Consider the following 25,940-nt stretch of genomic DNA (forward strand, 5'->3'; position numbering starts at 1 on the left):
TCTTATAAAAGAAAAAGCACGCATTAAAAACGCGCGCCATTTTCAGTTTAAAAGGATTATTTACGCCCTAATGCTGGCGCGATTTTATCAAGCACGCCATTGATATATTTATGGCTTTCATCTGCACCGAATACTTTTGCCACTTCAATCGCTTCATTGATAACCACTTTATATGGCACATCTAACTCGAAGCGCAATTCATAAACGGCCAAACGTAAAATTGCAGTTTCAATAGGATCAAGCTCATCAAAAGCGCGGTCAATATAAGGCGAAATTGAAAAATCAACGGTTTCAATATTTTCTATTGTTTGACGAAATAATTTACGGAAGTAAGGTTTATCTACCCCATCCATATCTTGATCTAACACAAAGGCTAATTCCACTTGTTCTGCAGTATTGCCGGATACCGCCCAAGAATACAAGGCTTGAACGGTACATTCACGCGCACGACGACGAGCAGAAGGCTTTTTCACTTGTTTTTGTTCTGTCATGATTTATGCCGCATCAATTTGTTGAATAAGATTAACCATTTCAAGTGCGGTTAAGGCTGCTTCTGCACCTTTATTACCCGCTTTAGTACCAGCACGTTCAATCGCCTGTTCAATATTTTCTGTGGTTAATACACCAAAAGCGACAGGGATTTCAGCATCCATTGCAACTTTTCCTAAACCGCTACTTGCTTCTCCTGCTACATATTCAAAATGTGCTGTACCACCACGGATAACTGCACCTAATGCCACAATCGCATCAAATTTTTTACTTTCAGCTAAACGACGAGCAACTAATGGCAACTCATACGCGCCTGGGGCACGCGCGATAGTGATATTTTCATCTTTCACTTGGCCGATACGTTTTAATGCATCAATTGCGCCTTCTAATAAACTTTCATTAATAAAACTGTTAAAACGAGCAATTGCTACTGCAACTTTTGCATTAGGTGCTGCAACTGAGCCTTCTAAAACTTTCATATTTTTTCCTATTATTAGCCATAATGATTTTGGCTCAAGATTTTAGCATAAAATCGCGTATATTCAATATTAATAAGGCTTTACCCTATTTTATTTAGGACTCATTTTTAAGGCTATTTTATTGTTCATAGCCCGCACCAACACTATATTTTTATGGAAAATTTCCTTTATTAAGGTAAACTGTCGGCAATTTTATGTGAATTACATTCAGTTACAGAGGTTTAATATGTCTAAAGTGGCATCAATTGTTGATGTATTACAAGGGAAAGTGGCGATTGGTGAAACCGTCACTGTGCGTGGTTGGGTTCGTACCCGTCGCGATTCTAAAGCAGGCTTATCTTTCTTAGCGGTTTATGACGGTTCTTGCTTTGATCCAATTCAAGCGATTATTAATAACGATATTGAAAATTACGAAAGCGAAATTTTACGTTTAACAACAGGCTGTTCTGTGATTGTAACCGGTAAAGTCGTTGAATCACCTTCAGAAGGACAAGCGGTTGAATTACAAGCAGAAAAAGTGGAAGTGACAGGGTTTGTTGAAGATCCAGATACTTACCCAATGGCAGCAAAACGCCACTCTATCGAATATTTACGCGAAGTGGCTCACTTACGCCCTCGTACCAATATTATTGGCGCGGTCGCGCGTGTTCGTCATTGCTTATCTCAAGCAATTCACCGTTTCTTCCATGAGCAAGGTTTCTACTGGGTGGCAACCCCATTAATTACTGCATCAGACACTGAAGGTGCGGGTGAAATGTTCCGTGTTTCTACACTTGATTTAGAAAATCTTCCACGTGGTGAAAATGGAAAAGTTGATTTCAGCCAAGATTTCTTCGGTAAAGAATCATTTTTAACAGTTTCAGGTCAGTTAAACGGCGAAACCTATGCTTGTGCATTGAGCAAAATTTATACTTTCGGCCCAACATTCCGTGCAGAAAACTCGAATACCACTCGTCACTTAGCTGAATTCTGGATGGTTGAACCTGAAGTTGCATTTGCAACTTTAGCGGATAACGCAAAACTTGCAGAAGATATGTTGAAATACGTATTCCGTGCAGTATTAGCAGAACGTAAAGATGACTTACAATTCTTTGAAAAACATGTAGATAAAGATGTTATTACTCGTTTAGAAAACTTTGTAAACTCAGATTTTGTGCAAATTGACTATACCGATGCCATTGATGTGTTATTAAAATCTGGTAAGAAATTTGAATTCCCTGTTTCTTGGGGCATTGATCTTTCTTCTGAACACGAACGTTTCTTAGCGGAAGAATATTTCAAATCACCAGTTGTGGTAAAAAACTATCCAAAAGATATTAAAGCATTCTATATGCGTTTAAATGATGATGGAAAAACTGTGGCGGCAATGGACGTGTTAGCACCAGGAATTGGTGAAATCATCGGTGGTTCACAACGTGAAGAACGTTTAGACGTGCTTGATAAACGCATGGAAGAAATGGGATTAAATCCAGATGATTATTGGTGGTATCGCGATCTGCGTAAATACGGCAGCGTTCCACATTCTGGTTTTGGTCTTGGTTTTGAACGTTTAATCGTCTATGTAACTGGCGTTCAAAATATTCGTGATGTAATTCCATTCCCACGCGTGCCAAGAAATGCGAGTTTCTAATTCAATTTAACTTTAATATTGACCGCACTTACGCCAAAGTGCGGTTAGTTTTTTCAGAATTTTAAGGAAAGTAAAATGGATAAAATTAAACAACTCTTTGCCAACAATTACAGTTGGGCGCAAAGAATGAAAGAAGAAAATTCTACTTACTTCAAAGAACTTGCGGATCATCAAACGCCACATTACCTTTGGATTGGTTGCTCTGATAGCCGTGTACCCGCTGAGAAATTGACGAATCTTGAACCTGGTGAATTATTTGTTCACCGTAATGTTGCTAACCAAGTAATTCACACAGATTTTAATTGCCTTTCTGTTGTGCAATATGCCGTCGATGTGCTTAAAATTGAACATATTATTATCTGTGGTCACACCAACTGCGGGGGGATTCATGCTGCTATGGCAGATAAAGATTTAGGGCTTATCAACAACTGGCTTCTTCATATTCGTGATATTTGGTTTAAACACGGTCATCTTCTCGGTAAACTTTCTCCAGAAAAACGTGCCGATATGCTAACTAAAATTAACGTAGCGGAACAGGTTTACAATCTTGGTCGAACTTCTATTGTAAAAAGTGCTTGGGAACGCGGACAAAAACTCTCATTACACGGCTGGGTATATGACGTAAATGATGGATTTTTAGTGGATCAAGGCGTAATGGCAACCAGCAGAGAAACTCTTGAAATTTCTTATCGAAACGCTATCGCTCGTTTATCAATACTTGATGAAGAAAATATTTTGAAAAAAGATCATCTTGAAAATACATAAAAAAAAACGCCCTTTCGGGCGTTATTTTTTAAGCTTTACTTTCAGCCAAATTTTTCTTTTCTTCTAATTCTTCCCAGCGTAAAAATGCGGTTTCTAATTCTGCTTCAGTATCCGCCAATGCTTGTAATTTAGTGTCAGTAATATCATGAGCCTGTTGGAAAAATGCTGTATCGGCTATTTCAGCTTGAAGTACGGTGATTTTGGTTTCCAACTCTTCCAAAAGTTGTGGCAGCTGTTCTAACTCACGTTGTTCTTTATAAGAAAGTTTCACGGATTTCGGCTTAGAAGTGCGGTCATTTTTCACCGCACTTTCTTCTTTTAGTGGTTCAGATTTCTTCGCTTTAGCCTGTTCTTCCACTGCTTTACTTGCCCAGAAATTGGCTTGTTGCTGTTTCGCATCAAAGAATCCTCCCACATACTTATTCAAAAGCCCTTCGCCTTCGAATAAATAACATTCTGTCGCAGTATTATCGATAAATTGACGGTCGTGGCTCACAATTAACAATGTGCCTTGATAATCAGTCAAAATTTCTTCTAAAAGCTCCAATGTTTCTACATCAAGGTCATTGGTTGGTTCGTCAAGAATCAATAAATTATTTGGTTTGAGTAATAATTTTGCGAGTAATAAACGATTTCGTTCTCCCCCCGATAAGGCTTTAACTGGGGTCATTGCTCGTTTTGGCGGGAACAAGAAATCTTGCAAATACCCTAGCACATGACGTTTTACACCATTGATTTCAATATCTTGTTTACCATCTGCCACATTATCCATTACAGTTTTTTCAGGATCTAAATCAGCACGGTATTGGTCAAAATAAGCAATGTCTAATTTAGTACCACAACGGATTTTGCCTGATGTAGGCTGAATTTCCCCCAGCAATAATTTAATGAACGTGGTTTTCCCACAGCCATTTGGCCCAACAAGGGCAATTTTGTCTCCACGTAAAATCGTTGTTGAAAAATCTTTTAACAAGGTTTTTCCTGCGATTTCATAGCTCACATCTTCCATTTCAAAGACAATTTTGCCTGAACGGCTTGAGGTATCTAATTGTAATTTGGCTGTTCCCATTACCTCACGGCGTTGGTGGCGTTCCTCACGCATCGCTTTTAATGCTCGCACTCGCCCTTCATTTCTTGTACGGCGAGCTTTGATACCTTGGCGAATCCACACTTCTTCCTGTGCAAGACGTTTATCAAATAATTCATTTTGCAAGGCTTCAACGCGTAGATTTTCTTCTTTCGTGGTTAAATATAAATCGTAATTGCCTAGATAAGATTGCAATTGACCGCGATCTAAATCCACAATACGTGTTGCCATTTTGCGAATAAAAGAACGGTCATGGGAAATAAATACAAGGCTACCTTGGAAATCCAGTAAGAAATTTTCCAGCCATTCAATAGCTTCCACATCCAAGTGGTTGGTTGGTTCATCGAGTAATAACACTTCAGGATCGCACACCAATGCACGTGCTAGTGCCGCTTTGCGTAACCAACCTCCCGAAAGTGCGGATAATTTTGTGTTTGGATTTAAACCTAGTTTTAACAGCACTTCATTGATTTTATTTTCAAATCGCCAGCCATCAGCGTGTTCTAATTTAGCCTGAACTTGCTCTAATTGACTTAAAATTTGATCACTGTCATTTTCTTCCAATTGAACAGAAATCTGATGATATTCTTTCAATAAATCCGTTAAATGCCCTACGCCTTCCGCGACATAATCAAAAATATTGCCTTGTGCATTACGCGGTGGGTCTTGTTCTAAACGAGAAACCACAAGATCTTTTTCGTATTGGATTTTGCCATCATCCATAAGCACATCGCCTGCGATGATTTTCAATAAAGTTGATTTACCTGCACCGTTACGCCCAACTAAACAAACACGTTCATTCGGTTCAATATGTAGTTCTGCGTGATCTAACAAAGGTGCATCACTAAAGGAAAGATATCCATTGGTTAAACTAATTAATGCCACAACTGCCCCATAAAAATTCAGTGAAAATTAACCGCACTATTCTATACGGTTTACATAAAAAAATCCCATCAATTCGATGGGATTCTCTCTTAAATCAAAGTTGTTGATATACCCGCAATGCGTGTGCATCCGACATGCCTGCAATATAATCGCAAATAATCCGCTTCTTCCTTTCTTCAGGGGCATTACGCCAACGATTTGCAGTATTTCGCGGTAATAAACGCTCTGGATCAGATTCAAAAATTTGGAACATTTCTGTTAGCATTCTCTGCCCTTTATATTCGATTCGTTGAGTATCTACATCGCGAATAACATAATCCCAAACAAATTTTTTAAATACACCAAGTGCAGCAATCACTTCAGGTAACAACTCTGCGTTATAACGTAACAAAGGTTCATCAAAATTTGCCGTTAATTTCCACCGCACATTAGTAATAAAAAAATTCACCAATGCACCAATGGCTTGTTTTCGTTCAAAATGTTTATCAGAGAAAAGTCGTTGGCTAATTGAATCAATATTTTCATGCAACCAAGCTGATGGAATTTGTTTTAATGCGGAATGTGCCGCTTGCCATTGATGAGGATTGACCACGCCAGTCACAATGGCATCTTCTAAATCATGTACGCCATAGGCAATATCATCTGCCAATTCCATAATGCTGCAATCCAGCGATTTAAACCGAGTATGTAAAGATTCAGCTGGATTTTCCCGCACTTTTTTAAATTGACAGAATAAAGTGCGGTCATTTTCAGAAAGATTTTCCAGCAACCAATTAAACATTTTTAAATCATCACGGAAAATGCCTTTTCCTGGAATCCAATCGTGAATACGCACAAAACGAGGATCGATATTGCGAGAAAAATTAAGTTCTGCATATTGAGGCGAAGCCACATCTAACAACGCAGGATATTTCACGACACCCAATAGTGTTCTACGCGTTAGATTCATCCCTGCATTTTCAGTATAAGGCTCAAGTTTCGTTAAAATTCTAAAGGTTTGCGCATTGCCTTCAAAACCGCCCTGCTCTGCCATCATATAATTTAATGCCGTTTCGCCACCATGCCCAAAAGGTGGATGCCCTATATCATGCGCAAAACACAAACTCTCAATAAGATCGTTACTCGGCAATAAAGATTTTAATTGTTTTTGCAACTCGTTTTTATCAATATTTAATGTTTGTGAAAGGCTTTCAAAGGTTTCTAAAAATTTAAGTTGTGCAACGAGACTACTGCCAATCTGAGCCACTTCCAAAGAATGGGTTAAGCGAGTGCGATAAAAATCATTTTCGCCAATTGCGTGAATTTGAGTTTTCGCCTGTAAGCAACGAAAAGCGGCAGAATGTAAAATTCGCCCACGATCACGACGAAATGGTGGGCGATTATCTTTTTCACGTGGAGGATCAGGAAGAAAACGTTCTGTCCAAGAAGAATCAATGATAAGTGGTTTCATATCGCTTTGTTTTATTTCGTTTTTCTGCATTATCTAATCATTTAGCGCAAAAAACAACCGCACTTTATCTAGAACAAACAAAATCTAGAATGAATAAAGTGCGGTTGAATTTTTATTGATATTTAAACAAAGAAATAAATCAGCTTAAATACAAATGGCGCGAGAATAGAACTAATAATCCCACAAAGCACAAGAGAAATAGAACTGTAACTTCCCGCTGTTGGATTCGTTTCCATACAACTTACTGTACCGAGCACGTGAGAAACCGAACCAACAGAAAGCCCAATAGCTTCTTGATGTTCAACACCCAATTTTTTTAATACAAGATAACCAAATATCGATCCTTGCAAACCTGCAACCACAACACCAACTGCAGTTACGGCAGGAATGCCGCCTAAATGACGAGAAACTTCCATCGCAATAGGCATTGTGATGGATTTAGGTAAAACCGTAGCGACCATTTCGGGCGTTGAGCCTAAAAGAAGTGCTAAAAGCCCGCCACTTAACATCGCCAAAAAAGAGGCTATAACCACCGTTGAAAGAATAATTTTCCATTGTCTGGCAATTTGGCGAAGTTGTTCATAAAGAGGCAATGCGAGAGCAACGATACTCAAGCCAAGTAAATTATTAATAGGCGCATTTCCTGCCATATAATCATCATAAGGAATCTTTCCTATCACTAAAATCGCCGCCAAAATTAATACTGTTAAAACAAAAGTATTAAAAATCATTGACTTCCAACGTTTGCTAATTTGTAGTGCGAGCCAAAACCCAAAAATTGTTAAAAATGTATAAAGATAAATAATGTACTGCTGCATATAAACTTTCCTAACATACTAATTCGCTTGTTTTACCTGATTTTCTCTACGTTTTATTACTTTTTTGCGTTTATGTGTAAAAGATTGCATCTGATACAAATAATGACCTAAAAATCCTATAACAAGTAAAGTGACACAAGTACTCACAATATTAGGAACAAGCAAAATATTAATTTGCTCTATCAATAAATCAGAATATTTGATAATTCCCACGCTCACTGGTACAAAAAGCACCGCCATAAAACGAATTAGCAAACTTGCGCCTAAATAAATCCAATTTAAATGAATCACTCGTGTTGTTAAACCTAAAAAGAGCAATAACAATCCCCAAATACTTCCTGGAACACCTGATGGAATGTAATAAGCAATAAGATTTCCGAGATATAACATAATAGATAAAATGACCAACGAACGAACTAATAAAAATAATTTTTGAATCATATACAACCTTTTCAACTATTTTCATAATATTTCAAAATTATTTTACGCTTTTTTTTGCTAACTTGAGCCATTTTTTCGGTAAAATAACCAGACTTAGATCAAAAACTTTGCAAAATGATAAATCGAAAAATACTATTGACGAGTTTATTACTTATTTTTACCGTACTTTCTGCTTGTTCTCGCGAAAAAAATACGTGTCGTGTGGTTAAAATTAGTGATGGCGATACGCTCACTTGCCTCACTAAAGGCAATAAATCCATTAAAGTTCGTTTAGCCGAAATTGATGCGCCAGAAAAATCTCAAGCCTTTGGGCAAAAATCGAAAAAAACCTTGTCTGATCTGGTTTATCAAAAAAACGTACGTCTTTCACTAAAAGGAAAAGATCGCTATCAACGCACCTTAGCGGTGGTTTATTATCAAAAACAAAATATTAATTTAGAAATGGTTAAACAGGGTATGGCATGGGCTTATAAGCAATATTCCCATGATCCGATTTATCTTCAAGCACAAGAAAATGCACAAGCCAAAGGAATTGGTCTTTGGGCAGATAATAATCCGATTGAACCAAGTCAATGGCGCAGACAAGAGAAAAATTAATATGGCTTTTGATTATCAAACGTTCCGTCAAGCATTTCCCTATTTCCAACGTGAAGATGCGGTTATTTATTTAGATAACGCCGCCACCGCGTTGAAACCTCAAGTGTTAATTGATCGCACCGCTGAATTTTATGCGTCTGCAGGTTTGGTGCATCGCAGCCAATATGATGCGGCACAAACTGCGCAATATGAACAGGCTCGCACACAGGTTAAAGAATGGGTTCATGCAGAAGATAAACACGCTGTTATTTGGACTTCGGGTACAACTCACGCAATAAACTTAGTGGCAAATGGATTGCTGCCGCAATTAAACGCCGAAGATGAAATTCTGATTAGCCAAGCAGATCATCATGCCAATTTTGTCACTTGGCATGAAACGGCGAAAAAGTGCGGTGCAAAAATTCGAGTTTTACCGATTTTAGATAATTGGCTAATTGATGAAAATGTGCTTATTTCTACCCTTTCTGAAAAAACAAAACTCGTTGCACTAAATTTTGTTTCAAATGTCACGGGCACAGAACAGCCGATTAAACGCCTGATTCAACTTATTAGAAAACATAGTCATGCGTTGGTTTTAGTGGATGCTGCACAAGCGATTAGTCATATTAAAATCGATTTACAAGATTTAGATGCCGATTTCCTCGCATTTTCTGCCCATAAAATTTATGGTCCAAATGGGCTTGGCGTTTTAACAGGAAAATTGACCGCACTTTCTCAACTTCAACCGCTCTTTTTTGGCGGGAAAATGGTTGATCGTGTATCAAATGATCGTATTACTTTTGCTGAATTGCCTTATCGTTTAGAAGCAGGCACACCCAATATTGCTGGGGTTATTGGCTTTAATGCTATACTGGATTGGTTACAAAAATGGGATTTCACTGCGGCAGAACAGTACGCTATATCCTTGGCTGAATCCGTCAAAGTGCGGTTAAAATCTTACGAGAATTGCCGATTATTCGATTCCCCTCAACCAAGCACTGTCGTTTGTTTTGTATTTGACGGCATTGACTGTTCCGATCTTTCTACACTTTTGAGCGAACAAAATATTGCGCTCCGAGTGGGCGAACATTGTGCCCAGCCTTATTTAGCACGCTTAGGCGAACGCACCACATTGCGTCTTTCTTTTGCGCCTTATAATACGCAAAAAGATGTAGAGGCATTCTTTACCGCCTTAGATAAAGCACTGGATTTATTACAATGATAGAACAATTAAAACAAGCTAAAAATTGGGAAGATCGCTATCGCCTGATTATTCAAGCAGGTAAAAATTTACCTCGCCCAAGCGATAATGAACTCGCTCAAATGCAACCTATTACTGGCTGCGAAGCACAAATGTGGTTTCAAATTATGCCTAAAAATGACCGCACTTTTCAATTCAGCGGATTTAGCGAAGCCAGAATTATGAATGGCTTGCTTTGGATTTTATTCAATAAAATCAATGGCAAAACAGCGGATGAATTGAATACATTTGATATTATTGCCTTTTTTAGCGAACTCGGCATTTCACAACGTTTAAGCGAAACACGTTTAAACGGCTTAAACCAAATCGGACAGCAATTAAAAAATTTATGTATTTAATCGAAACCTATTTTCGCCTGACTGCGCTCGAAAATAATATTGAATCACAAAGTCGTTTACTCAATGCAGTGATCGATCAATGGCGGTATAACGGGCAAATTATCGGACGTGAAATTCCTTTATATTTAGCGGAAGAAGATGGTGCACAAGGCTTTGCTATGCGTGTCATTTGCCCTGAGCAAGATAGTCTTTTCCCGCAAAATAATAACGCAGAAGTGAATCGCGCATTACAAGAAGCCGAAAAGTGCGGTGTAATTTTTGATGGTTTTCAACTTGTGGGCGATGATTTCAATTCAGATCAAACGGCTGAAAATACATCGCCAGCTTGGCAAGTGCTTTACACAACCCATTTACAAAGTTGCTCGCCGATTCATAGTGGAGAAAATTTCGCGCCCATCCCTTTGTATAAACAACTAAAAAATCAACCGCACTTAAGCCAAGATCTGATTAAATGGCAAGAAAATTGGCAAGCCTGCGATCAACTACAAATGAATGGTGCGGTATTAGAACAACAATCTTTGGCAGAAATTTCCGATCATCAAAGTACGCTTTCAAAACACGGACGATATTTAGCTAAAGAAATAGAAAAAGAAACTGGCATACCGACTTACTATTATTTATATCGTGTAGGTGGGCAATCTTTAGAATCTGAAAAATCCCGTTGCTGCCCTTCTTGTGGTGCAAATTGGGCGTTAAAAAATGCGATTTTTGATACCTTTCATTTTAAATGCGATACCTGTCGATTAGTTTCGAATCTATCGTGGAATTTTTTGTAATTTAAGTCCATGCCTCAACTCTCTGTTGGAATGATAAAGTCTTAGCCCCCTTCCGACGCTTCGCGCCACCTTCCCCCGCAAGCAGGGGAAGGCAAATTATTTTTTAACATATAAAGGAAAAATAAATGAATTACCAAGATAACAGCTTAAAATCCTTAAAACTAGGTCAGAAAACGGCATACGCCTCTCAATATGACCGCACTTTATTACAGCCAGTGCCACGCGCCTTAAATCGTGATGGATTGGGCATTACTCAAAACCAACCATTTACTATCGGCGCCGATATTTGGACAGCCTATGAAATCTCTTGGCTCAACGAAAAAGGCTTACCACAAGTGGCTATCGCAGACATTTATCTGGATTATCAAAGCCAAAATTTGATTGAATCAAAAAGTTTTAAACTTTATTTAAATAGCTTTAACCAAAGCAAATTTGCCAACTTCAACGCCGTTCAACAAACTATGCAACGCGATTTAAGCGAATGTGCGCAAGGCGATGTAAAAGTGCGGTTAAATCCAGTAGCAGTTTATGATGCTCAAAAAATTGATCATTTACAAGGCGATTGCATTGATGAACAAGATATTGAAATTACCAGCTACGAATTTAACGCTAATTGGCTGAAAGATTGCGTATCTGATGAAATTGTCGAAGAAAAATTAGTCAGCCATTTATTGAAATCTAACTGCCTCATCACTAATCAGCCAGACTGGGGCTCCTTGCATATTCACTATATTGGTAAAAAAATCAATCAGGAAAAATTATTGCGTTACGTTGTATCGTTCCGTCAGCATAATGAATTCCACGAACAATGTGTCGAACGTATTTTTTGCGATTTAATGCACTACGCAAAACCAGAAAAACTCACCGTTTACGCACGCTATACTCGTCGTGGCGGATTAGACATTAATCCATTCCGCTCTAATTTTGAGAATTTACCTGAAAATTTAAGATTGGCGAGACAGTAAAAAACTGCGGTGAAATTTCACCGCATTTTACTACCCTTGCTTCAAATCATTCGCCTGTTGTAATAGCTGACGGCTTTCTTTTAAGAATTGTTCAGAATAATCGCCGAACCAGTCATGCACCTTGTGGAAAGCATCAATAAAACCTTGACGATCATTATTTTCAAAGAAAGTTAAGGCTTCGTCGTAAGTTTGTTTTAGCGTTTCAATTACCGCTAAATTTTCTGACTTATCCATAATAATATCTGCGTAAAGCTCTGCATCTTGCGCAAATAAACGACCAATCATCGCAAGTTCTAACCGATAAATAGGAGAAGAAAGCGCCAATAAATTAGCGAGATTAATGGGCTGTTTGGAAAGGTGTAAACCATTCGCAAAAGTCGAAAAATGGCGCAAGGCTTGTATATAAGTCATATTGTGATCGTGTTCTGTGGCATTGGTTTGATAAATTTTTGCGCCCCAAATTTGAATTTGCTCAAGTAACCATTCATAACGTTCAGGAAAACGTCCATCACAACGTACAACCACTTGTTTTGCCATACTTGCAATATCTGCACCAAACATTGGATGTAAACCTAAAACTGCACCAGAATGAACTTCAAGCATTTTCACTAGCGGTTCACGCTTAACAGAGGTTAAATCTGCAAGTAGCATGTTTTCCGTTAAATAAGGTTTTAAGCGTTCAATTGTTTCTAAGGTGAGATTAATAGGAACAGAAACGATCACGACATCAGCATTCGCTAAAATACTTTCAGCCACCGCCCAATCTTCGCGATCTAAAATAGAAATTGGATAGCCAGATGCACGTAAATAACGGGCAAATAAACCACCTAATTTACCATAACCGCCCACGATAACAATTTTGTGAATATCAGAATTGATAGTTTTAAAACCAAATTGGTTTTCATTGGCATAGGATTCACGCATAAAACGGCGTAGAACATCTTCAATTAAATCGGCTGAAATGCCTGCTTTTTCAGCCTCTAAACGACGTGCTTGGAGCATTGCTATTTCACGTTCTGGCGCATAAATAGGTAATCCATGTTGATGTTTAACTTTACCGACTTGAGAAACCAACTCAAGACGTTTAGCAAAAAGTTGGATAAGTTCGCGATCAAGCGAATCAATTTCAGAACGTAAATCTTTAAGGGCTTCCATAAAACTCACCTGTAATTTTTATCTTACATATATTGTAAAAAATTAATTACAAGAAGATTACTAGAATTTTACAGGAAAGGCAATGAAGTTATGCGGATTGTGTAATTAACCGTTGTGGGCGAATAATATTCCCGTCGATTAATGCCACGCCTAAGAATAAATTCTCCGCTGAAAATAACCGCACTTGACCGCTTAATTGCTGTTCGTTAGCAAATTTCACTCGCTGACCAAAACCAATGGCTTTACTCTGCTCTGCATCCAAATGCAAAGCGGGCAATTTACTTACTGCGGTATCGGTTGGCAGTAATAGACGATCCAATTCACTTAATGGAAAACTTTCAGCGAGCAGTTGTAGCTCATCAATTGGCATCATTTCCGTTATGGGGTAATCCGCTACGGCTGTACGGCGTAACATTGTCACATGTGCGCCACAACCTAGCACTTTACCCAAATCATCTACTAAGGTGCGAATATAAGTGCCTTTTGAACAATGCACTTCTAAGGTTAAATAAGGTGCGTGATATTCAATAAAATTAAGTTCAAAAATCGTTATTGGACGCGCCTCACGCTCAACCGTAATACCTTGGCGTGCGTATTCATAAAGCGGTTTGCCGTTATGTTTTAGTGCAGAAAACATTGTCGGCACTTGCAAAATATCACCACGAAATTGTTCAAGTGCGGTCAAAATTTGCTGAGTTTTAACATTAACTTCTCGAGTTTCCACCACTTGCCCTTCCGCATCGGAAGTATCGGTACGTTCTCCTAATTTTGCCGTAACAAGATAACGCTTATCTGCATCAAGCAAAAATTGTGAAAACTTAGTTGCTTCGCCCAAGCAAATCGGCAACATCCCCGTTGCCAACGGATCGAGCGCGCCAGTATGCCCAGCTTTGTTCACTTGAAATAAACGCTTTACCTTTTGCATAATGTCATTTGATGACATGCCTTGTGGTTTATCCAACAAAAACACTCCATCAACATCACGCCAGCGTTTACGAGGTCTAGACATTAGTTGCTTTCCTCAACATGTTTTTTCTCATCTTCACGCACAACATTTGTCACAAGATTTGACATACGCATCCCTTCCACTAAGGATTGATCGTAAATAAAACGAATCTCTGGCACGATACGTAAACGCATCGCTTTGCCTAGCAGCGAACGAATATAAGGCGATGCTTTTTCTAAGCCTTTCATACTTTGCTCAATTGCCGTTTCATCGTGATCGAATAAAAAAGTCACGAAGATTTTTGCGTAAGATAAATCACTTGACACTTCCACATCAGAAACCGTCACCATCCCAATACGGGGATCTTTCACTTCGCGTTGTAAAATGACTGCTATTTCTTTTTGTATTTCTTGAGCGATGCGATCGCTACGTTTAAATTCTCTTGCCATAGTTATTCCTTATTTATAAAATCGCCCCATTCTACTGGAAATCATTGGATTTAGCACGCAAAAATCCCTTTCAACCTGATACTGTTTTTCGATAAAATGACACCTGATAATTTGTTTGAATATTCAAACTTCCGATAAAAATCACTTTACAGAGGGCATAATTTATGCAAGCGAGACGAGACGACCAAGATTGTCGATGAAAATCACACATTACAACAAGCATTTTTAAATGAATTAGACGAAAAACTCTGGTCATCTGCGGATAAACTCCGTCAACAACTTGATGCCGCCAATTATAAACATATCGTTCTTGGTCTTATCTTTTTAAAATACATTTCTGATAATTTCACCCATCAACAGGAAAAAATTCAGGCGGAACTCTCCACACCTGAAAACCCACTCTATCTTGACCGCACTTTTTTGATACTGAAGAAGAGTATCAAGAAGCCTTAACCGCTGAACTAGAAAACCGTGATTATTACACCGCAGATAACGTATTTTGGGTGCCAGCTTCTGCACGTTGGCAAGCCTTACAAGAAGTCTCTATTCTCAACACTGGGGCAGAATTGCCTTGGGGTGGAAAATTTTCTGGCGTGGCAAAACTGATTGACGATGCCTTCGATGCCATTGAAAAAGACAACGAAAAACTGAAAGGCGTACTCCAACGCATCAGCGGCTATGCCGTAAACGAAGACACCTTGCGCGGGCTGATTATCCTTTTCTCCGATACCCACTTTACCCGTCCGACTTACAACGGCGAGCCCGTACATTTAGGCGCAAAAGATATTCTCGGCCACGTTTACGAATACTTCCTCGGCAGATTTGCCCAAGCCGAAGGCAAACGCGGTGGGCAATATTTCACGCCGAAATCCATCGTTTCCCTGATTGTCGAAATGCTCGAACCCTATTCAGGACGCATGTATGACCCAGCCATGGGCAGCGGCGGCTTTTTCGTGCAAACCGAACGCTTTATCACCGCCCATCAAGGCAACATCAACAACGTTTCCATCTACGGGCAAGAATTCAACCCCACCACTTGGAAACTCGCCGCCATGAACATGGCGATTCGTGGCATTGATTACGACTTCGGCAAACACAACGCCGACAGTTTCACCCAGCCACAACACATCGACAAAAAGATGGATTTCATCATGGCAAACCCACCATTCAACATCAGCGATTGGTGGAGCGAATCCCTTGTCGATGATCCACGTTGGGCATACGGCACGCCGCCTAAAGGCAACGCCAACTTCGCTTGGCTGCAACACATGATTTATCACCTCTCACCCAACGGCAAAATGGCATTATTGCTTGCCAACGGCTCTATGAGCAGCCAAACCAACAACGAAGGCGAAATCCGCAAAGCCATCATCAATGCCGACTTGGTCGAATGTATGGTTGCCCTGCCCGGACAGCTTTTCACCAACACCCAAATCCCCGCCTGTATTTGGTTTTTAAACCGCAACAAAAAACGTAAAGGCGAAGTGTTGTTTATCGATGCCCGCCAAATCGGCTATATGAAAGACCGAGTCTTGCGTGATTTCACCGCCGATGACATCGCCAAAATTGCCGACACCCTCCACACTTGGCAAAAATCAGACGGCTATGAAAACCAAGCCGCTTTCTGCAAATCCGCCACGTTAGAAGAAATTAAAGACAACGACTTCGTCCTCACACCAGGACGCTACGTCGGCACCGCAGAACAAGAAGACGACGGCGTGCCATTTGCAGAAAAAATGCAAAATCTGACCGCTCTTTTGAAGGAACAGTTTGCAAAAAGTGCAGAGTTGGAAGCGGAGATTAAGAAGAATTTAGGGGGATTGGGGTATGAGTGATTGGAAAGAGTATAAATTAGGTGAACTTGCTACATTCTATAATGGAAGAGCCTACAAAAATGGAGAGTTTAAAACTTCAGGAACACCTATTGTTAGAATACAAAATTTAACAGGAGAAGGAAAAACAGTATATTCAGATCTTCAATTAGATGAAAATAAATATATCGAGAATGGAGACCTAATTTATGCATGGTCTGCGACATTTGGACCTTATATATGGAGAGGGGAAAAAAGTATATACCATTACCATATATGGAAAATTGTATGCAATGAAAAAATAATTGATAAATTTTATTTTTATTATAAATTGAAACTAATATCTGATTCCTTAAAAGATAATGGTAATGGGTCAATTTTTATTCATATTACAAAATCATTTATGGAAAATTTTAAGATTAAAATTCCATCATTAGAAAAACAAAAATATATAAGCAATATTCTTAGTAATTTAGATAAAAAAATTAGATTCAACACCCAAATCAACCAAACCTTGGAACAAATCGCCCAAGCCCTGTTTAAAAGCTGGTTTGTCGATTTCGACCCCGTGCGTGCCAAAGTCCAAGCCCTTTCAGAGGGCATGAGCCTTGAACAAGCGGAACTGGCAGCCATGCAGGCAATCAGCGGAAAAACACCCGAAGAACTGACCGCACTTTCACAAACACAACCTGACTGCTACGCCGAATTAGCCGAAACCGCCAAAGCGTTTCCGTGTGAGATGGTGGAGGTTGATGGAGTTGAAGTGCCGAAGGGGTGGGAGTATAAACCAGCTGATGAATTATTTGATATTGGCATAGGTAAAACACCTCTAAGAAAAGAAACTGAATGGTTTTCTACAAATCCCGATGATATGCAATGGATTTCCATTAAGGATATGGGAAATTCTGGAGTATTTATTACTGAGAGTAGTGAATTCTTAACAAATCAAGCCGTAGATAAATTTAATATTCGTAAAATTCCAGAGAATACTGTTTTACTCAGTTTTAAATTAACAATTGGACGTGTATCAATCACAACGTGTGAGACAACAACTAATGAAGCCATAGCTCATTTTAAAATAACTGATAAATCATTCTTAACAACCGAATATTTATATCTATTCTTTCAACAATTTGATTTCAATAGCCTTGGAAGTACATCATCAATTGCAACAGCTGTTAACTCAAAAACAATTAAAGGAATTGAAATACTTATACCAAATGAAGAATTGATAAAAGCTTTTCAGATGAAAATTAGTAATATATTTGCACAAATTAAAAACTTAACTATAGAAAACAAAAATCTAGTGGAAACTAGAGATTTGTTATTACCTAGATTGTTAAATGGTGAACTCAATGGATAGAACTACCGATTATTTAGAACGACTTTTCATTGAGGAACTAAACTCTGAAGGCGAAATTATTATCAGCGGAAACAGTTTTTTCCGAGATGAAATTTTATATACTCTTGATCCTGAAGCATATAAAGACGTTTTTGAATTTTGGAAAACAGAAAGAAAACAAAGAAACTTAAATGAAGCCAATAGAATATTGGATATTACTTCAGATAATCGAAATCGATTTTTTCGATTAAAAGAACTATTCAAAGAGAAAAAGATTATTCCCTTTATTGGAGCTGGAATGTCAATATCTACTGGTTTACCTTCTTGGAGCGAATTTCTGCGTAGTGTCCAAAAAGAAACTAGAACTGATCGTTTCTATTTTGAAGAGCTATTATCTCAAGGTAAATTTGAAGAAGCTGCTCAGTATCTAGATGACTGTAGTCCTTCACACTTACAAGAGCAGTTAGATAATATCTTTGGTCGGAAATATCTATTTAATGAAATAAATGGTGTAGTTTGCCTTTTACCCAAAATTTTTAATAACACTCCTATTATTACAACAAATTATGACAATATACTTAGTACTATTTATCAACAATGTAATTACCCATTTTCTGATGAACTAAATGGGTTATACCTAGAAGACCTTTATAATAAACTTCTACATAAACAAAATTTCTTATTAAAGATACATGGCACTTTTGATAAACCACAAAATCGAATACTAACAAAAAATGACTACGATAAACACTACAATGACCAAACTAGTAAATTGAAAAATTGTGTAGAAAGCTTATTTTCAAGTTCTCTATTATTTATCGGTTGTAGTTTAGCTATTGATCGCTTAATTAAGGCGCTAGCCGAGATTGTTCAAGAAAAAGGCAGTGAAAATCTACCTAGACATTATGCTTTTTTATTTTCAGATCCTAAAAAGGACGTGAACAGAATTAACAGAAAAGAAGAATTAGCAAAATCCAATATTTTCCCAATTTGGTATGATGGCGATCATGATGAAAGCATTGAAGCCTTGCTGGAATTATTAAATGATGGAGAACAATAAAATGCTCAACGAAAACGACATAGAACAACTCACTCTTCAACGCCTGCAACCCCTCGGTTGGGAATATCGCTACGGTAAAGACTTGCCTGTTCATGAGGGCAAGTTTGCCCGTGGCGATTTGAGCGGCGTAGTCTTTGTTGAGCAACTGCGTGAGGCGGTGCGTAAACTTAATCCTCAGCTGCCTGAAAGTGCGGTGGATTCTGTAGTGAAATCGGCAACGAAAAGCGATATTGGCGACTTGGTGGTACGCAATCAGGCGTTTTATAAACTGCTGCGTGATGGCGTGCGGGTGGAATATCAGGCTCCCAATAGCCACGGACAAAATGAGCAGAAAATCGAGATGGCACGTTTGGTGGATTTCGAGCATTGGGGAAACAACCGTTTTGTCGCCGTCAATCAATTGGAAATCCGCAGCCGCAAAGGAGGTAAACGAATTCCCGATATTATCGGCTTTGTCAATGGCTTACCGTTGGTGGTATTTGAGCTCAAAAATCCGCTGCGTGAATCGGCGGATTTGTTGCAGGCGTTTAATCAATTTGAAACCTATAAAGATGAAATTGCCGAGCTGTTTGTTTACAACCAAGCTCTGATTATTTCAGACGGCATTGTCGCCCTTTTGGGTTCGCTTTCGGCAGATTTCCAACGTTTTACGCCGTGGAAAGTGGTCGATGAAAAAAATAAAAGCGCGCGGTTATATTTTGACGATGAGTTGCAAAGCCTGCTTAATGGCTTGCTAAAGCCTGAGGATTTATTGGACTATATCCGCTATTTCGTCTTGTTTGAACGGGATTCCGTTGGCAAAACCATTAAAAAAATCGCGGCGTACCATCAATATTACGGCGTAAATGAAGCAGTCGATTCCACCATTTGGGCGACTTCAGAACAAGGCGACCGCCGCATTGGTGTGATGTGGCACACGCAGGGTTCGGGCAAGTCGATTTCGATGCTGTTTTATGCAGGCAAACTGCTTGCACAGCCTGAATTGAAAAATCCTACCATTGTAGTGGTTACCGACCGCAACGATTTAGATGGTCAGCTTTTCCAAACTTTTTCTTCAGGCAAAGATTTAATCAAACAAACACCGCAGCAAGTAGAAGACCGTGATCAACTGCGCCAACTGCTCGCACAAAATGAAGTCGGCGGCGTGTTTTTTACTACGATTCAGAAATTCGCCCTAAATGAGGAAGAAAGCCGCTTCCCTATTTTAAATGAGCGCAGTAATATTATTGTGATCAGCGATGAGGCTCACCGCAGCCAATATGGCTTTACGCAAAAGCTGCATAACGGCAAGTTTCAGACAGGTTATGCTCGCCATTTGCGTGATGCTTTACCTAATGCCTCGTTTATTGGTTTTACAGGTACGCCAATTAGCCTAGAAGATAAGGACACGCAAGATGTGTTCGGTCGTTATGTGTCCATTTATGACTTGCAAGATGCGGTGGAAGATGGCGCAACCGTGCCGATTGTGTATGAAGCACGCCAAATCAAGCTAGCGGAGAATGCTAATCACGATGAATTATTTGCAGAAATTGATGAACTGCTGGAAGGCGAAGAAAACCCGAAATTACGCTTGCGAGAAAAATTGCTCGGCTCAGAAGCTCGATTGCATGATTTAGCGGTCGATTTTGTGCAACATTTTGCCAAACGCAATGAAGTGGTGGACAGCAAATCGATGATGGTGGTTTCCAGCCGTCAGATTTGCGTGGATTTGTATAATCAGATCATCGCTCTGCACCCTGAATGGCATTCGGACAATATTAACGAAGGGGCGATTAAAATTGTGATGACAGGTTCTGCTTCCGATGCGTCTGAAATGCAGAAACACGTTTACAGTAAGCAGGAAAAACAAACGCTAGAACGCCGCTTTAAAGACCCGAACGATCCGCTGAAAGTGGTGATTGTGCGTGATATGTGGCTGACAGGCTTTGATGCACCGTGCTGTAACACTATGTATCTTGATAAGCCAATGAAGGGGCATAACCTAATGCAAGCCATCGCCCGAGTAAACCGTGTATTCCGCAATAAAAGCCGAGAAAATGGCGGCTTGATTGTGGATTATGTAGGCATTGCTGACGAGCTCAAAGATGCCACCCAACAATATACTAACTCGCAAGGCAAGGGCAAGCTGGCTGATAGCGTGATTGATGTATTCTTTAAAATGAAAGAGCATTTAGAAGTTATCCGCAGCCTGTTTACAACGCCAGTTGAGGGGAAAACCTTTGATGTTCAGACGGTCTTAGAAAAAGATAATCCGAATGAGCTTTTGATGGCGATTCGTTTTGCTGCCAACCATATTTTAAGCCTTGATCAATTATCGTTTGATGGCAAAGCGCACGAGCAGCATTGGTTTAATAAAAAAGAAACAGAACCACGCAAAAAAGCCTTTTTGAAGGCGGCAGGCTTGGTAAAAAAAGGCTATATGCTGTGCGGCGCATTGGCTGAAGTTGAGCCGTATAACCAAGAAATCGCCTTTTATGATGCCGTACGGGCAATTTTAACTAAACGTGAACAGAAAGGCACAGGCACAAATGAAAGACAGATTTTATTGAAAAAATTGGTTAATCAAACTGTGTATTCTGAAGGCGTGATTGATTTATTTGATCTGCTAGAAAAACCACAACCACAAATTAGCTTGCTTTCCGAGGAATTTTTACAAACTGTAAAAAATAGCCCAACTAAAAATTTATGGGTTACGGCAATGGAACGTTATTTAGCAAGTGAAATTAAAGTTAAATCAGGCACAAACTTAACATTGCAAAAAGATTTTGAACAGCGTTTGAAAGAAGCATTGAATCAATACCACAACCATAATTTGACTGTGGTAGAGATTTTGGACCAACTCTTTAAAATGAGCCAAGATTTCCAAGAACGTCTAGCATTAGGGAAAAAACTAGGATTAACCAAAGAAGAACTTGCCTTCTATGAAGCTCTATCTCAAAATCAAAGTGCAAAAGATTTGATGGGTGATGAAGTGCTTTCTAAACTGGCGAAAGAAATCACGGAAACACTTAGAAAATCGGTCACAATCGACTGGCAGTACAAAGAAGCGGTGCGGGCAAGAATTAGATTACTCGTTCGACGTGCCTTACAAAAATATAAATACCCGCCTGATAAACAGGAAGAAGCGGTAACTTATGTGATTAAACAAGCTGAAGAAATTGCTGAGGATTTAACTGGTTTATAATTTTGATGCGGTTTATTTAATAACAAAAGGGCGATTATGATCTGACCCCAAAAAGTTAGACTGATTTAGTTCAAGGACTGAGTTCTGTAATTCACAGGGCTGAGTCCTTTTAGTTTCCCCTGAATGCGCTCATGGTTGTAATAATGAATATATTCATGGATCGTTTTTTCCAGTTGTTCGAACGTCTCAAATCGTTTGCCGTAATAACATTCCGTTTTTAATCGCCCAAAGAAGCTTTCCATCGCACTATTATCTAAACAATTCCCCTTCCTTGACATACTTTGTTGAATGCCATTCTCCCTGAGTATGTTTTGATAACCTATCATCTGATACTGCCAACCTTGGTCGGAATGTAAAATCGGTTTTGCGCCTTCAAGCCTTGCTACAGCTTGTTTCATCATTCGGGTAATTTGCTCAAAGTTCGGGCTTCGCGCTAAATCATAAGCAATAATTTCATTGTTAAATAAATCCTTAATTGGGGATAAATAGAGCTTGCCTTCAGCGCACTTAAATTCGGTAATGTCGGTTGCCCATTTTTCATTAGGCTGTGTTGCCGTAAAATCGCGTTGTAACAGATTATCCGCAATATGCCCAACTTCACCTTGATAAGAACGATATTGTTGTGTCTTGCATTTTCCCTTAAGTCCTAAGCATTGCATAATACGTTGCACTTTTTTATGGTTAATTTTAATGGTTTCTCTTAGCTTAAACGTCACTCGGCGATAACCGTAGTTTCCGTGATTATCATGATAAATAGTGGCGATTTCTTGTGAGAGTGCTACATTTTTATCGTTTTTCGTCTTCAAGTGATAGAAGAAAACACTGCGTGCCAAACCGATTAAATCTAATAAAATGGGCAGCGGAAAATGAATGCGTAATGCCTTTACGATAGTGGCTTTTTCTGCATTTTTTGTTGGTTGAGCTCTTGCAACTTTTTTAGAATGGCATTCTCCGCACGTAGTCGGAGATTTTCCAATTCTAGTTCTTCCTCTCGTGTTTTAGGCTTAGGTGGCATTTTAGGGTATTTCGGTTTCATGGTTGGGCGACCTTTAGGTTTGGGGATTAAGCCGTTTATACCTTGTTTTTCAAAGGCTTGCAACTATTGGCTAACAACACCTGAATTGGCAATGCCAAAATGTAAGCAAGCGGCTTCTGCAGAAAATTGCCCATTTTTAACCGCTTGTATCACGTTAAGTTTAAATTCAGGTGAGTAATTTCGCTTCTTACCCAGCAAGGCTAGCCCATTGATTCCACTATGATTAAATTGGTTAATCCAACGTTCTAATGTTGTTTCGGCAAGTTGAAAATGCCTGCGGGTAAGTGAACTATTTTTACCATTTTGAAGATAAAATTCGATGACTTGTTGCTTGAAAAGAAAATTGTATTTGGTCATAAAAAATCTACACCTTAGTGAGTTGGTTGTTTAGTCCAACTTTTGGGGTGCAGATCATTAAAAACACTATGATTTTTAACCGCCCTTTATTTTGTTAAAGATTAAATCGAACGTTTAACTTCAACCACTTCAAACACCTCAATTTGGTCACCGACTTTTACATCATTGTAGTTTTTCACGCCGATACCACATTCCATACCGTTGCGAACTTCAGATACATCGTCTTTGAAACGGCGAAGAGATTCTAATTCCCCTTCAAAGATAACGACGTTGTCACGTAATACGCGAATTGGATTGTTACGTTTCACTACACCTTCGGTTACCATACAACCTGCGATTGCACCAAATTTCGGATGACGGAATACATCACGAACTTCAGCTAAGCCAATAATTTCTTGTTTAAATTCAGGCTCTAACATACCGCTCATTGCTGCTTTAATTTCATTTAACAATTCATAGATGATTGAGTAATAACGTAAATCAATGTTTTCCGCTTCAATGACACGACGCGCAGATGCATCAGCACGAACGTTAAAGCCAACAATAATAGCATTAGATGCCGCAGCTAAAGTTGCATCAGTTTCAGTAATACCACCTACACCTGAACCAACCACTTTAACTTTTACTTCATTGGTAGAAAGTTCATTTAATGCTTGAACAATCGCTTCTACAGAGCCTTGTACGTCAGCTTTCACAATAACGTTCAATTCAGCCACATCGCCTTCAGACATATTACTAAACATATTTTCAAGTTTAGCTTTTTGCTGACGAGCTAATTTCACTTCACGGAATTTACCTTGACGATATAACGCCACTTCACGTGCTTTTTTCTCATCACGTACAACGGTTGCTTCATCACCCGCTGCAGGCACACCTGAAAGACCTAATAATTCAACTGGAATTGAAGGACCCGCTTCATCAACTTCTTTCGCGTTTTCATCACGCATTGCACGCACACGGCCATATTCAAAACCACAAAGTACGATGTCACCTTTACGTAGTGTACCTGATTGAACCAAGATAGTTGCCACAGGGCCACGACCTTTATCCAAGTAAGATTCAATGACTACACCACTTGCCATACCGTCTTTTACAGCAGTCAATTCAAGTACTTCAGATTGAAGCAAAATAGCATCTAATAAATCATCAACCCCTGTACCTTTCTTCGCCGATACTGGAACGAATTGCACATCACCACCGAATTTCTCAGAAATGACATCATGTTGTAATAATTCTTGCTCAACACGATCTAGATTTGCTTCTGGTTTATCGATTTTATTTACTGCAACCACTAAAGGTGCACCCGCTGCTTTTGCGTGTTGAATCGCTTCGATAGTTTGAGGCATCACACCATCATCGGCCGCAACAACAAGAACAACGATATCTGTTGCTTTTGCACCACGTGCACGCATAGAAGTAAACGCTGCGTGTCCTGGAGTATCCAAGAAGGTGATCATTTTGCCATCATCCATTTCTACGTGATACGCACCGATATGTTGAGTAATACCACCCGCTTCGCCTGCAGCAACTTTCGCTTTACGAATATAGTCAAGTAAAGAGGTTTTACCATGATCAACGTGACCCATGATGGTTACAACTGGCGCACGGGTTACTTTTTCTGCGTTTACATCACGATCGCCTAATACCGCTTCTTCAAGCTCATTTTCATTACGAAGAATCACTTTATGACCAAGTTCTTCTGCTACTAATTGAGCGGTTTCTTGGTCGATAACTTGGTTGATAGTAACCATTTCGCCCATCTTCATCATCATTTTGATGATCTCTGTAGCTTTTACCGCCATCTTATTCGCAAGTTCTGCAACCGTAATGGTTTCTCCAATGACTACATCCGCTTTAACTACTTGAGCAGGTTTAGTAAAGGCTTGTTGAAGTGCGGCACCTTTTTTGCCATTTTTACCTTTACCAAACTTAGCGTCTTTTTGATTTTTACGATTAGATTCGCGCTCGTTTTTCGAGTTTTTGCTATTTTCATCGTCGCGACCGCCTTTTTTCGCTTTCGCTACTTTATTTTTGCCACGACCACGATTTTCATTACGACGATCTTCTTCATCTTCAGCTTCAAGTGCATATCTTGAACTTAGATTGTAATCAGAATAGTCTTCTGAAGAAGATTCATTGTCTGAATCATCTGCTTCAGCATAACGTTTCGCTTCTTCTGCTGCACGACGAGCTTGTTCTTCTGCTTTTTGACGAGCTAATTCTTCAGCTTTACGACGAAGTTCTGCTTCTTCTGCTTTACGTTTCTCTTTTTCAGGATCAACAGATTTCACTTTAGAATCTACCGCACTTTTTACTGGCTTAGCAGTTTCAGCTTTCACTTTTTCAGCTTTTGCTTTTTCATCAGCCTCTTTCTTAGCTGCCACTTTTTCAGCTTCTAAACGAGCTTTTTCTTCTGCTGCTTTTTGTTCAGCAATTTTTTTCGCTTCCGCTTCTTGCTGTGCTTTTAATTTTGCTTCTTCTTGTTGAGCAATATCAGTTTTTACTGTGCGTTTTTTACGTACTTCTACTTGTACTTCTTTGCTTTTACCGCCAGTTGTGGTGCTACTCACTGTTGTTTTTGTTCTGCGTTGAATGCTTAATTTTTTTGGCGCATCAGCCTTAACATCTTCAGTCATTACT

Annotated in this window: 20 protein-coding genes and 2 pseudogenes; 11 read left to right on the forward strand and 11 right to left on the reverse strand. The window is 39.2% G+C overall.

The window, feature by feature from the left end; all coding sequences use genetic code 11:
• Window positions 1-56: 56 nt before the first annotated feature.
• Together nusB and ribH are read right to left on the reverse strand one after the other, a co-directional pair.
• Window positions 57-491: a transcription antitermination factor NusB gene (gene nusB / locus DQN49_RS08350; protein WP_005650345.1), complete on the reverse strand. Its 435-nt coding sequence runs from the start codon at window positions 489-491 to the stop codon at window positions 57-59.
• A 3-nt stretch (window positions 492-494) separates the two neighbouring features.
• Window positions 495-968: a 6,7-dimethyl-8-ribityllumazine synthase gene (gene ribH, locus DQN49_RS08355; RefSeq protein ID WP_006995951.1), complete on the reverse strand. Its 474-nt coding sequence runs from the start codon at window positions 966-968 to the stop codon at window positions 495-497.
• Between the two features lie 226 nt (window positions 969-1,194).
• Between ribH and asnS the strand changes: the two genes are divergently transcribed.
• Window positions 1,195-2,598, forward strand: coding sequence for an asparagine--tRNA ligase (gene asnS, locus DQN49_RS08360; RefSeq protein ID WP_006995950.1), 1,404 nt, complete (start codon window positions 1,195-1,197; stop codon window positions 2,596-2,598).
• A gap of 75 nt (window positions 2,599-2,673) precedes the next feature.
• Window positions 2,674-3,363, forward strand: coding sequence for a carbonate dehydratase (can, locus tag DQN49_RS08365; RefSeq protein WP_005631770.1), 690 nt, complete (start codon window positions 2,674-2,676; stop codon window positions 3,361-3,363).
• A 28-nt stretch (window positions 3,364-3,391) separates the two neighbouring features.
• Here the strand turns inward: can and DQN49_RS08370 are convergent, their stop codons facing one another.
• From DQN49_RS08370 to DQN49_RS08385, 4 genes are all read right to left on the reverse strand, one after another.
• The gene (locus DQN49_RS08370) at window positions 3,392-5,335 is read right to left on the reverse strand and encodes an ABC transporter ATP-binding protein (RefSeq protein WP_006995949.1); all 1,944 of its coding nucleotides are present in this window, start codon (window positions 5,333-5,335) and stop codon (window positions 3,392-3,394) included.
• Between the two features lie 94 nt (window positions 5,336-5,429).
• Complete coding sequence (locus tag DQN49_RS08375) at window positions 5,430-6,815, reverse strand: anti-phage deoxyguanosine triphosphatase (RefSeq protein WP_006995948.1); 1,386 nt, start codon at window positions 6,813-6,815, stop codon at window positions 5,430-5,432.
• A 92-nt stretch (window positions 6,816-6,907) separates the two neighbouring features.
• Window positions 6,908-7,603 (reverse strand): CidB/LrgB family autolysis modulator, encoded by a 696-nt coding sequence (locus DQN49_RS08380; RefSeq protein WP_006995947.1) that lies wholly within the window; start codon window positions 7,601-7,603, stop codon window positions 6,908-6,910.
• An 18-nt stretch (window positions 7,604-7,621) separates the two neighbouring features.
• Window positions 7,622-8,044: a CidA/LrgA family protein gene (locus DQN49_RS08385; RefSeq protein WP_005650310.1), complete on the reverse strand. Its 423-nt coding sequence runs from the start codon at window positions 8,042-8,044 to the stop codon at window positions 7,622-7,624.
• A gap of 114 nt (window positions 8,045-8,158) precedes the next feature.
• Here DQN49_RS08385 and DQN49_RS08390 point away from each other — a divergent pair, with 114 nt between their 5' ends.
• From DQN49_RS08390 to queF, 5 genes are all read left to right on the forward strand, one after another.
• The gene (locus tag DQN49_RS08390) at window positions 8,159-8,641 is read left to right on the forward strand and encodes a thermonuclease family protein (protein ID WP_006995946.1); all 483 of its coding nucleotides are present in this window, start codon (window positions 8,159-8,161) and stop codon (window positions 8,639-8,641) included.
• 1 nt (window position 8,642) lies between these two features.
• The gene (locus DQN49_RS08395) at window positions 8,643-9,842 is read left to right on the forward strand and encodes a cysteine desulfurase (RefSeq protein WP_006995945.1); all 1,200 of its coding nucleotides are present in this window, start codon (window positions 8,643-8,645) and stop codon (window positions 9,840-9,842) included.
• A complete protein-coding gene (locus DQN49_RS08400) occupies window positions 9,839-10,219 on the forward strand; it encodes a SufE family protein (protein ID WP_005665228.1) in 381 nt (126 codons plus the stop codon). The genes DQN49_RS08395 and DQN49_RS08400 overlap by 4 nt, the downstream gene beginning before the upstream one ends.
• Window positions 10,210-10,995, forward strand: coding sequence for a Zn-ribbon-containing protein (locus tag DQN49_RS08405; RefSeq protein WP_006995944.1), 786 nt, complete (start codon window positions 10,210-10,212; stop codon window positions 10,993-10,995). The genes DQN49_RS08400 and DQN49_RS08405 overlap by 10 nt, the downstream gene beginning before the upstream one ends.
• Window positions 10,996-11,120: 125 nt before the next feature.
• Window positions 11,121-11,960, forward strand: coding sequence for an NADPH-dependent 7-cyano-7-deazaguanine reductase QueF (gene queF / locus DQN49_RS08410; protein ID WP_006995943.1), 840 nt, complete (start codon window positions 11,121-11,123; stop codon window positions 11,958-11,960).
• 30 nt (window positions 11,961-11,990) lie between these two features.
• Here the strand turns inward: queF and tyrA are convergent, their stop codons facing one another.
• From tyrA to rbfA, 3 genes are all read right to left on the reverse strand, one after another.
• On the reverse strand, window positions 11,991-13,115 hold the full coding sequence (gene tyrA / locus DQN49_RS08415; RefSeq protein ID WP_006995942.1) for a bifunctional chorismate mutase/prephenate dehydrogenase: 1,125 nt from the start codon (window positions 13,113-13,115) through the stop codon (window positions 11,991-11,993).
• An 88-nt stretch (window positions 13,116-13,203) separates the two neighbouring features.
• Window positions 13,204-14,124, reverse strand: coding sequence for a tRNA pseudouridine(55) synthase TruB (truB, locus tag DQN49_RS08420; RefSeq protein ID WP_006995941.1), 921 nt, complete (start codon window positions 14,122-14,124; stop codon window positions 13,204-13,206).
• Window positions 14,124-14,510, reverse strand: a complete 387-nt coding sequence (gene rbfA / locus DQN49_RS08425) for a 30S ribosome-binding factor RbfA (RefSeq protein WP_006995940.1) — start codon at window positions 14,508-14,510, stop codon at window positions 14,124-14,126. The genes truB and rbfA overlap by 1 nt, the downstream gene beginning before the upstream one ends.
• A gap of 115 nt (window positions 14,511-14,625) precedes the next feature.
• Here rbfA and DQN49_RS08430 point away from each other — a divergent pair.
• The 4 genes and pseudogenes from DQN49_RS08430 (at window position 14,626) to DQN49_RS08445 (ending at window position 21,907) form a co-directional block, all read left to right on the forward strand.
• Window positions 14,626-16,345 (forward strand): annotated as a pseudogene (locus DQN49_RS08430) (class I SAM-dependent DNA methyltransferase).
• Window positions 16,338-17,684, forward strand: coding sequence for a restriction endonuclease subunit S (locus DQN49_RS08435; RefSeq protein WP_006995938.1), 1,347 nt, complete (start codon window positions 16,338-16,340; stop codon window positions 17,682-17,684). Before DQN49_RS08430 ends, DQN49_RS08435 begins: the two are co-directional and overlap by 8 nt.
• Window positions 17,677-18,723: an SIR2 family protein gene (locus DQN49_RS08440; RefSeq protein ID WP_006995937.1), complete on the forward strand. Its 1,047-nt coding sequence runs from the start codon at window positions 17,677-17,679 to the stop codon at window positions 18,721-18,723. Before DQN49_RS08435 ends, DQN49_RS08440 begins: the two co-directional genes overlap by 8 nt.
• A gap of 1 nt (window position 18,724) precedes the next feature.
• A complete protein-coding gene (locus DQN49_RS08445) occupies window positions 18,725-21,907 on the forward strand; it encodes a type I restriction endonuclease subunit R (protein WP_032826317.1) in 3,183 nt (1,060 codons plus the stop codon).
• A 65-nt stretch (window positions 21,908-21,972) separates the two neighbouring features.
• Here DQN49_RS08445 and DQN49_RS08450 read toward each other — a convergent pair.
• Together DQN49_RS08450 and infB are read right to left on the reverse strand one after the other, a co-directional pair.
• Window positions 21,973-23,300 (reverse strand): annotated as a pseudogene (locus DQN49_RS08450) (IS3 family transposase).
• A gap of 101 nt (window positions 23,301-23,401) precedes the next feature.
• Entirely contained in the window at window positions 23,402-25,936 is a 2,535-nt protein-coding gene (gene infB / locus DQN49_RS08455) for a translation initiation factor IF-2 (RefSeq protein ID WP_006995933.1), read from the reverse strand.
• Between the last annotated feature and the right edge of the window lie 4 nt (window positions 25,937-25,940).

Source organism: Haemophilus aegyptius (genome assembly GCF_900475885.1).
GTDB lineage: Bacteria > Pseudomonadota > Gammaproteobacteria > Enterobacterales > Pasteurellaceae > Haemophilus > Haemophilus influenzae.

What these genes read in the sequence shown, in the direction of transcription:
- nusB (WP_005650345.1), bottom strand. Translation starts at nt 491, where the DNA reads ATGACAGAACAAAAACAAGTGAAAAAGCCTTCTGCTCGTCGTCGTGCG.
- ribH (WP_006995951.1), bottom strand. Translation starts at nt 968, where the DNA reads ATGAAAGTTTTAGAAGGCTCAGTTGCAGCACCTAATGCAAAAGTTGCA.
- asnS (WP_006995950.1), top strand. Translation starts at nt 1,195, where the DNA reads ATGTCTAAAGTGGCATCAATTGTTGATGTATTACAAGGGAAAGTGGCG.
- can (WP_005631770.1), top strand. Translation starts at nt 2,674, where the DNA reads ATGGATAAAATTAAACAACTCTTTGCCAACAATTACAGTTGGGCGCAA.
- DQN49_RS08375 (WP_006995948.1), bottom strand. Translation starts at nt 6,815, where the DNA reads ATGCAGAAAAACGAAATAAAACAAAGCGATATGAAACCACTTATCATT.
- DQN49_RS08380 (WP_006995947.1), bottom strand. Translation starts at nt 7,603, where the DNA reads ATGCAGCAGTACATTATTTATCTTTATACATTTTTAACAATTTTTGGG.
- DQN49_RS08385 (WP_005650310.1), bottom strand. Translation starts at nt 8,044, where the DNA reads ATGATTCAAAAATTATTTTTATTAGTTCGTTCGTTGGTCATTTTATCT.
- DQN49_RS08390 (WP_006995946.1), top strand. Translation starts at nt 8,159, where the DNA reads ATGATAAATCGAAAAATACTATTGACGAGTTTATTACTTATTTTTACC.
- DQN49_RS08395 (WP_006995945.1), top strand. Translation starts at nt 8,643, where the DNA reads ATGGCTTTTGATTATCAAACGTTCCGTCAAGCATTTCCCTATTTCCAA.
- DQN49_RS08400 (WP_005665228.1), top strand. Translation starts at nt 9,839, where the DNA reads ATGATAGAACAATTAAAACAAGCTAAAAATTGGGAAGATCGCTATCGC.
- DQN49_RS08405 (WP_006995944.1), top strand. Translation starts at nt 10,210, where the DNA reads ATGTATTTAATCGAAACCTATTTTCGCCTGACTGCGCTCGAAAATAAT.
- queF (WP_006995943.1), top strand. Translation starts at nt 11,121, where the DNA reads ATGAATTACCAAGATAACAGCTTAAAATCCTTAAAACTAGGTCAGAAA.
- tyrA (WP_006995942.1), bottom strand. Translation starts at nt 13,115, where the DNA reads ATGGAAGCCCTTAAAGATTTACGTTCTGAAATTGATTCGCTTGATCGC.
- truB (WP_006995941.1), bottom strand. Translation starts at nt 14,124, where the DNA reads ATGTCTAGACCTCGTAAACGCTGGCGTGATGTTGATGGAGTGTTTTTG.
- rbfA (WP_006995940.1), bottom strand. Translation starts at nt 14,510, where the DNA reads ATGGCAAGAGAATTTAAACGTAGCGATCGCATCGCTCAAGAAATACAA.
- DQN49_RS08435 (WP_006995938.1), top strand. Translation starts at nt 16,338, where the DNA reads ATGAGTGATTGGAAAGAGTATAAATTAGGTGAACTTGCTACATTCTAT.
- DQN49_RS08440 (WP_006995937.1), top strand. Translation starts at nt 17,677, where the DNA reads ATGGATAGAACTACCGATTATTTAGAACGACTTTTCATTGAGGAACTA.
- DQN49_RS08445 (WP_032826317.1), top strand. Translation starts at nt 18,725, where the DNA reads ATGCTCAACGAAAACGACATAGAACAACTCACTCTTCAACGCCTGCAA.
- infB (WP_006995933.1), bottom strand. Translation starts at nt 25,936, where the DNA reads ATGACTGAAGATGTTAAGGCTGATGCGCCAAAAAAATTAAGCATTCAA.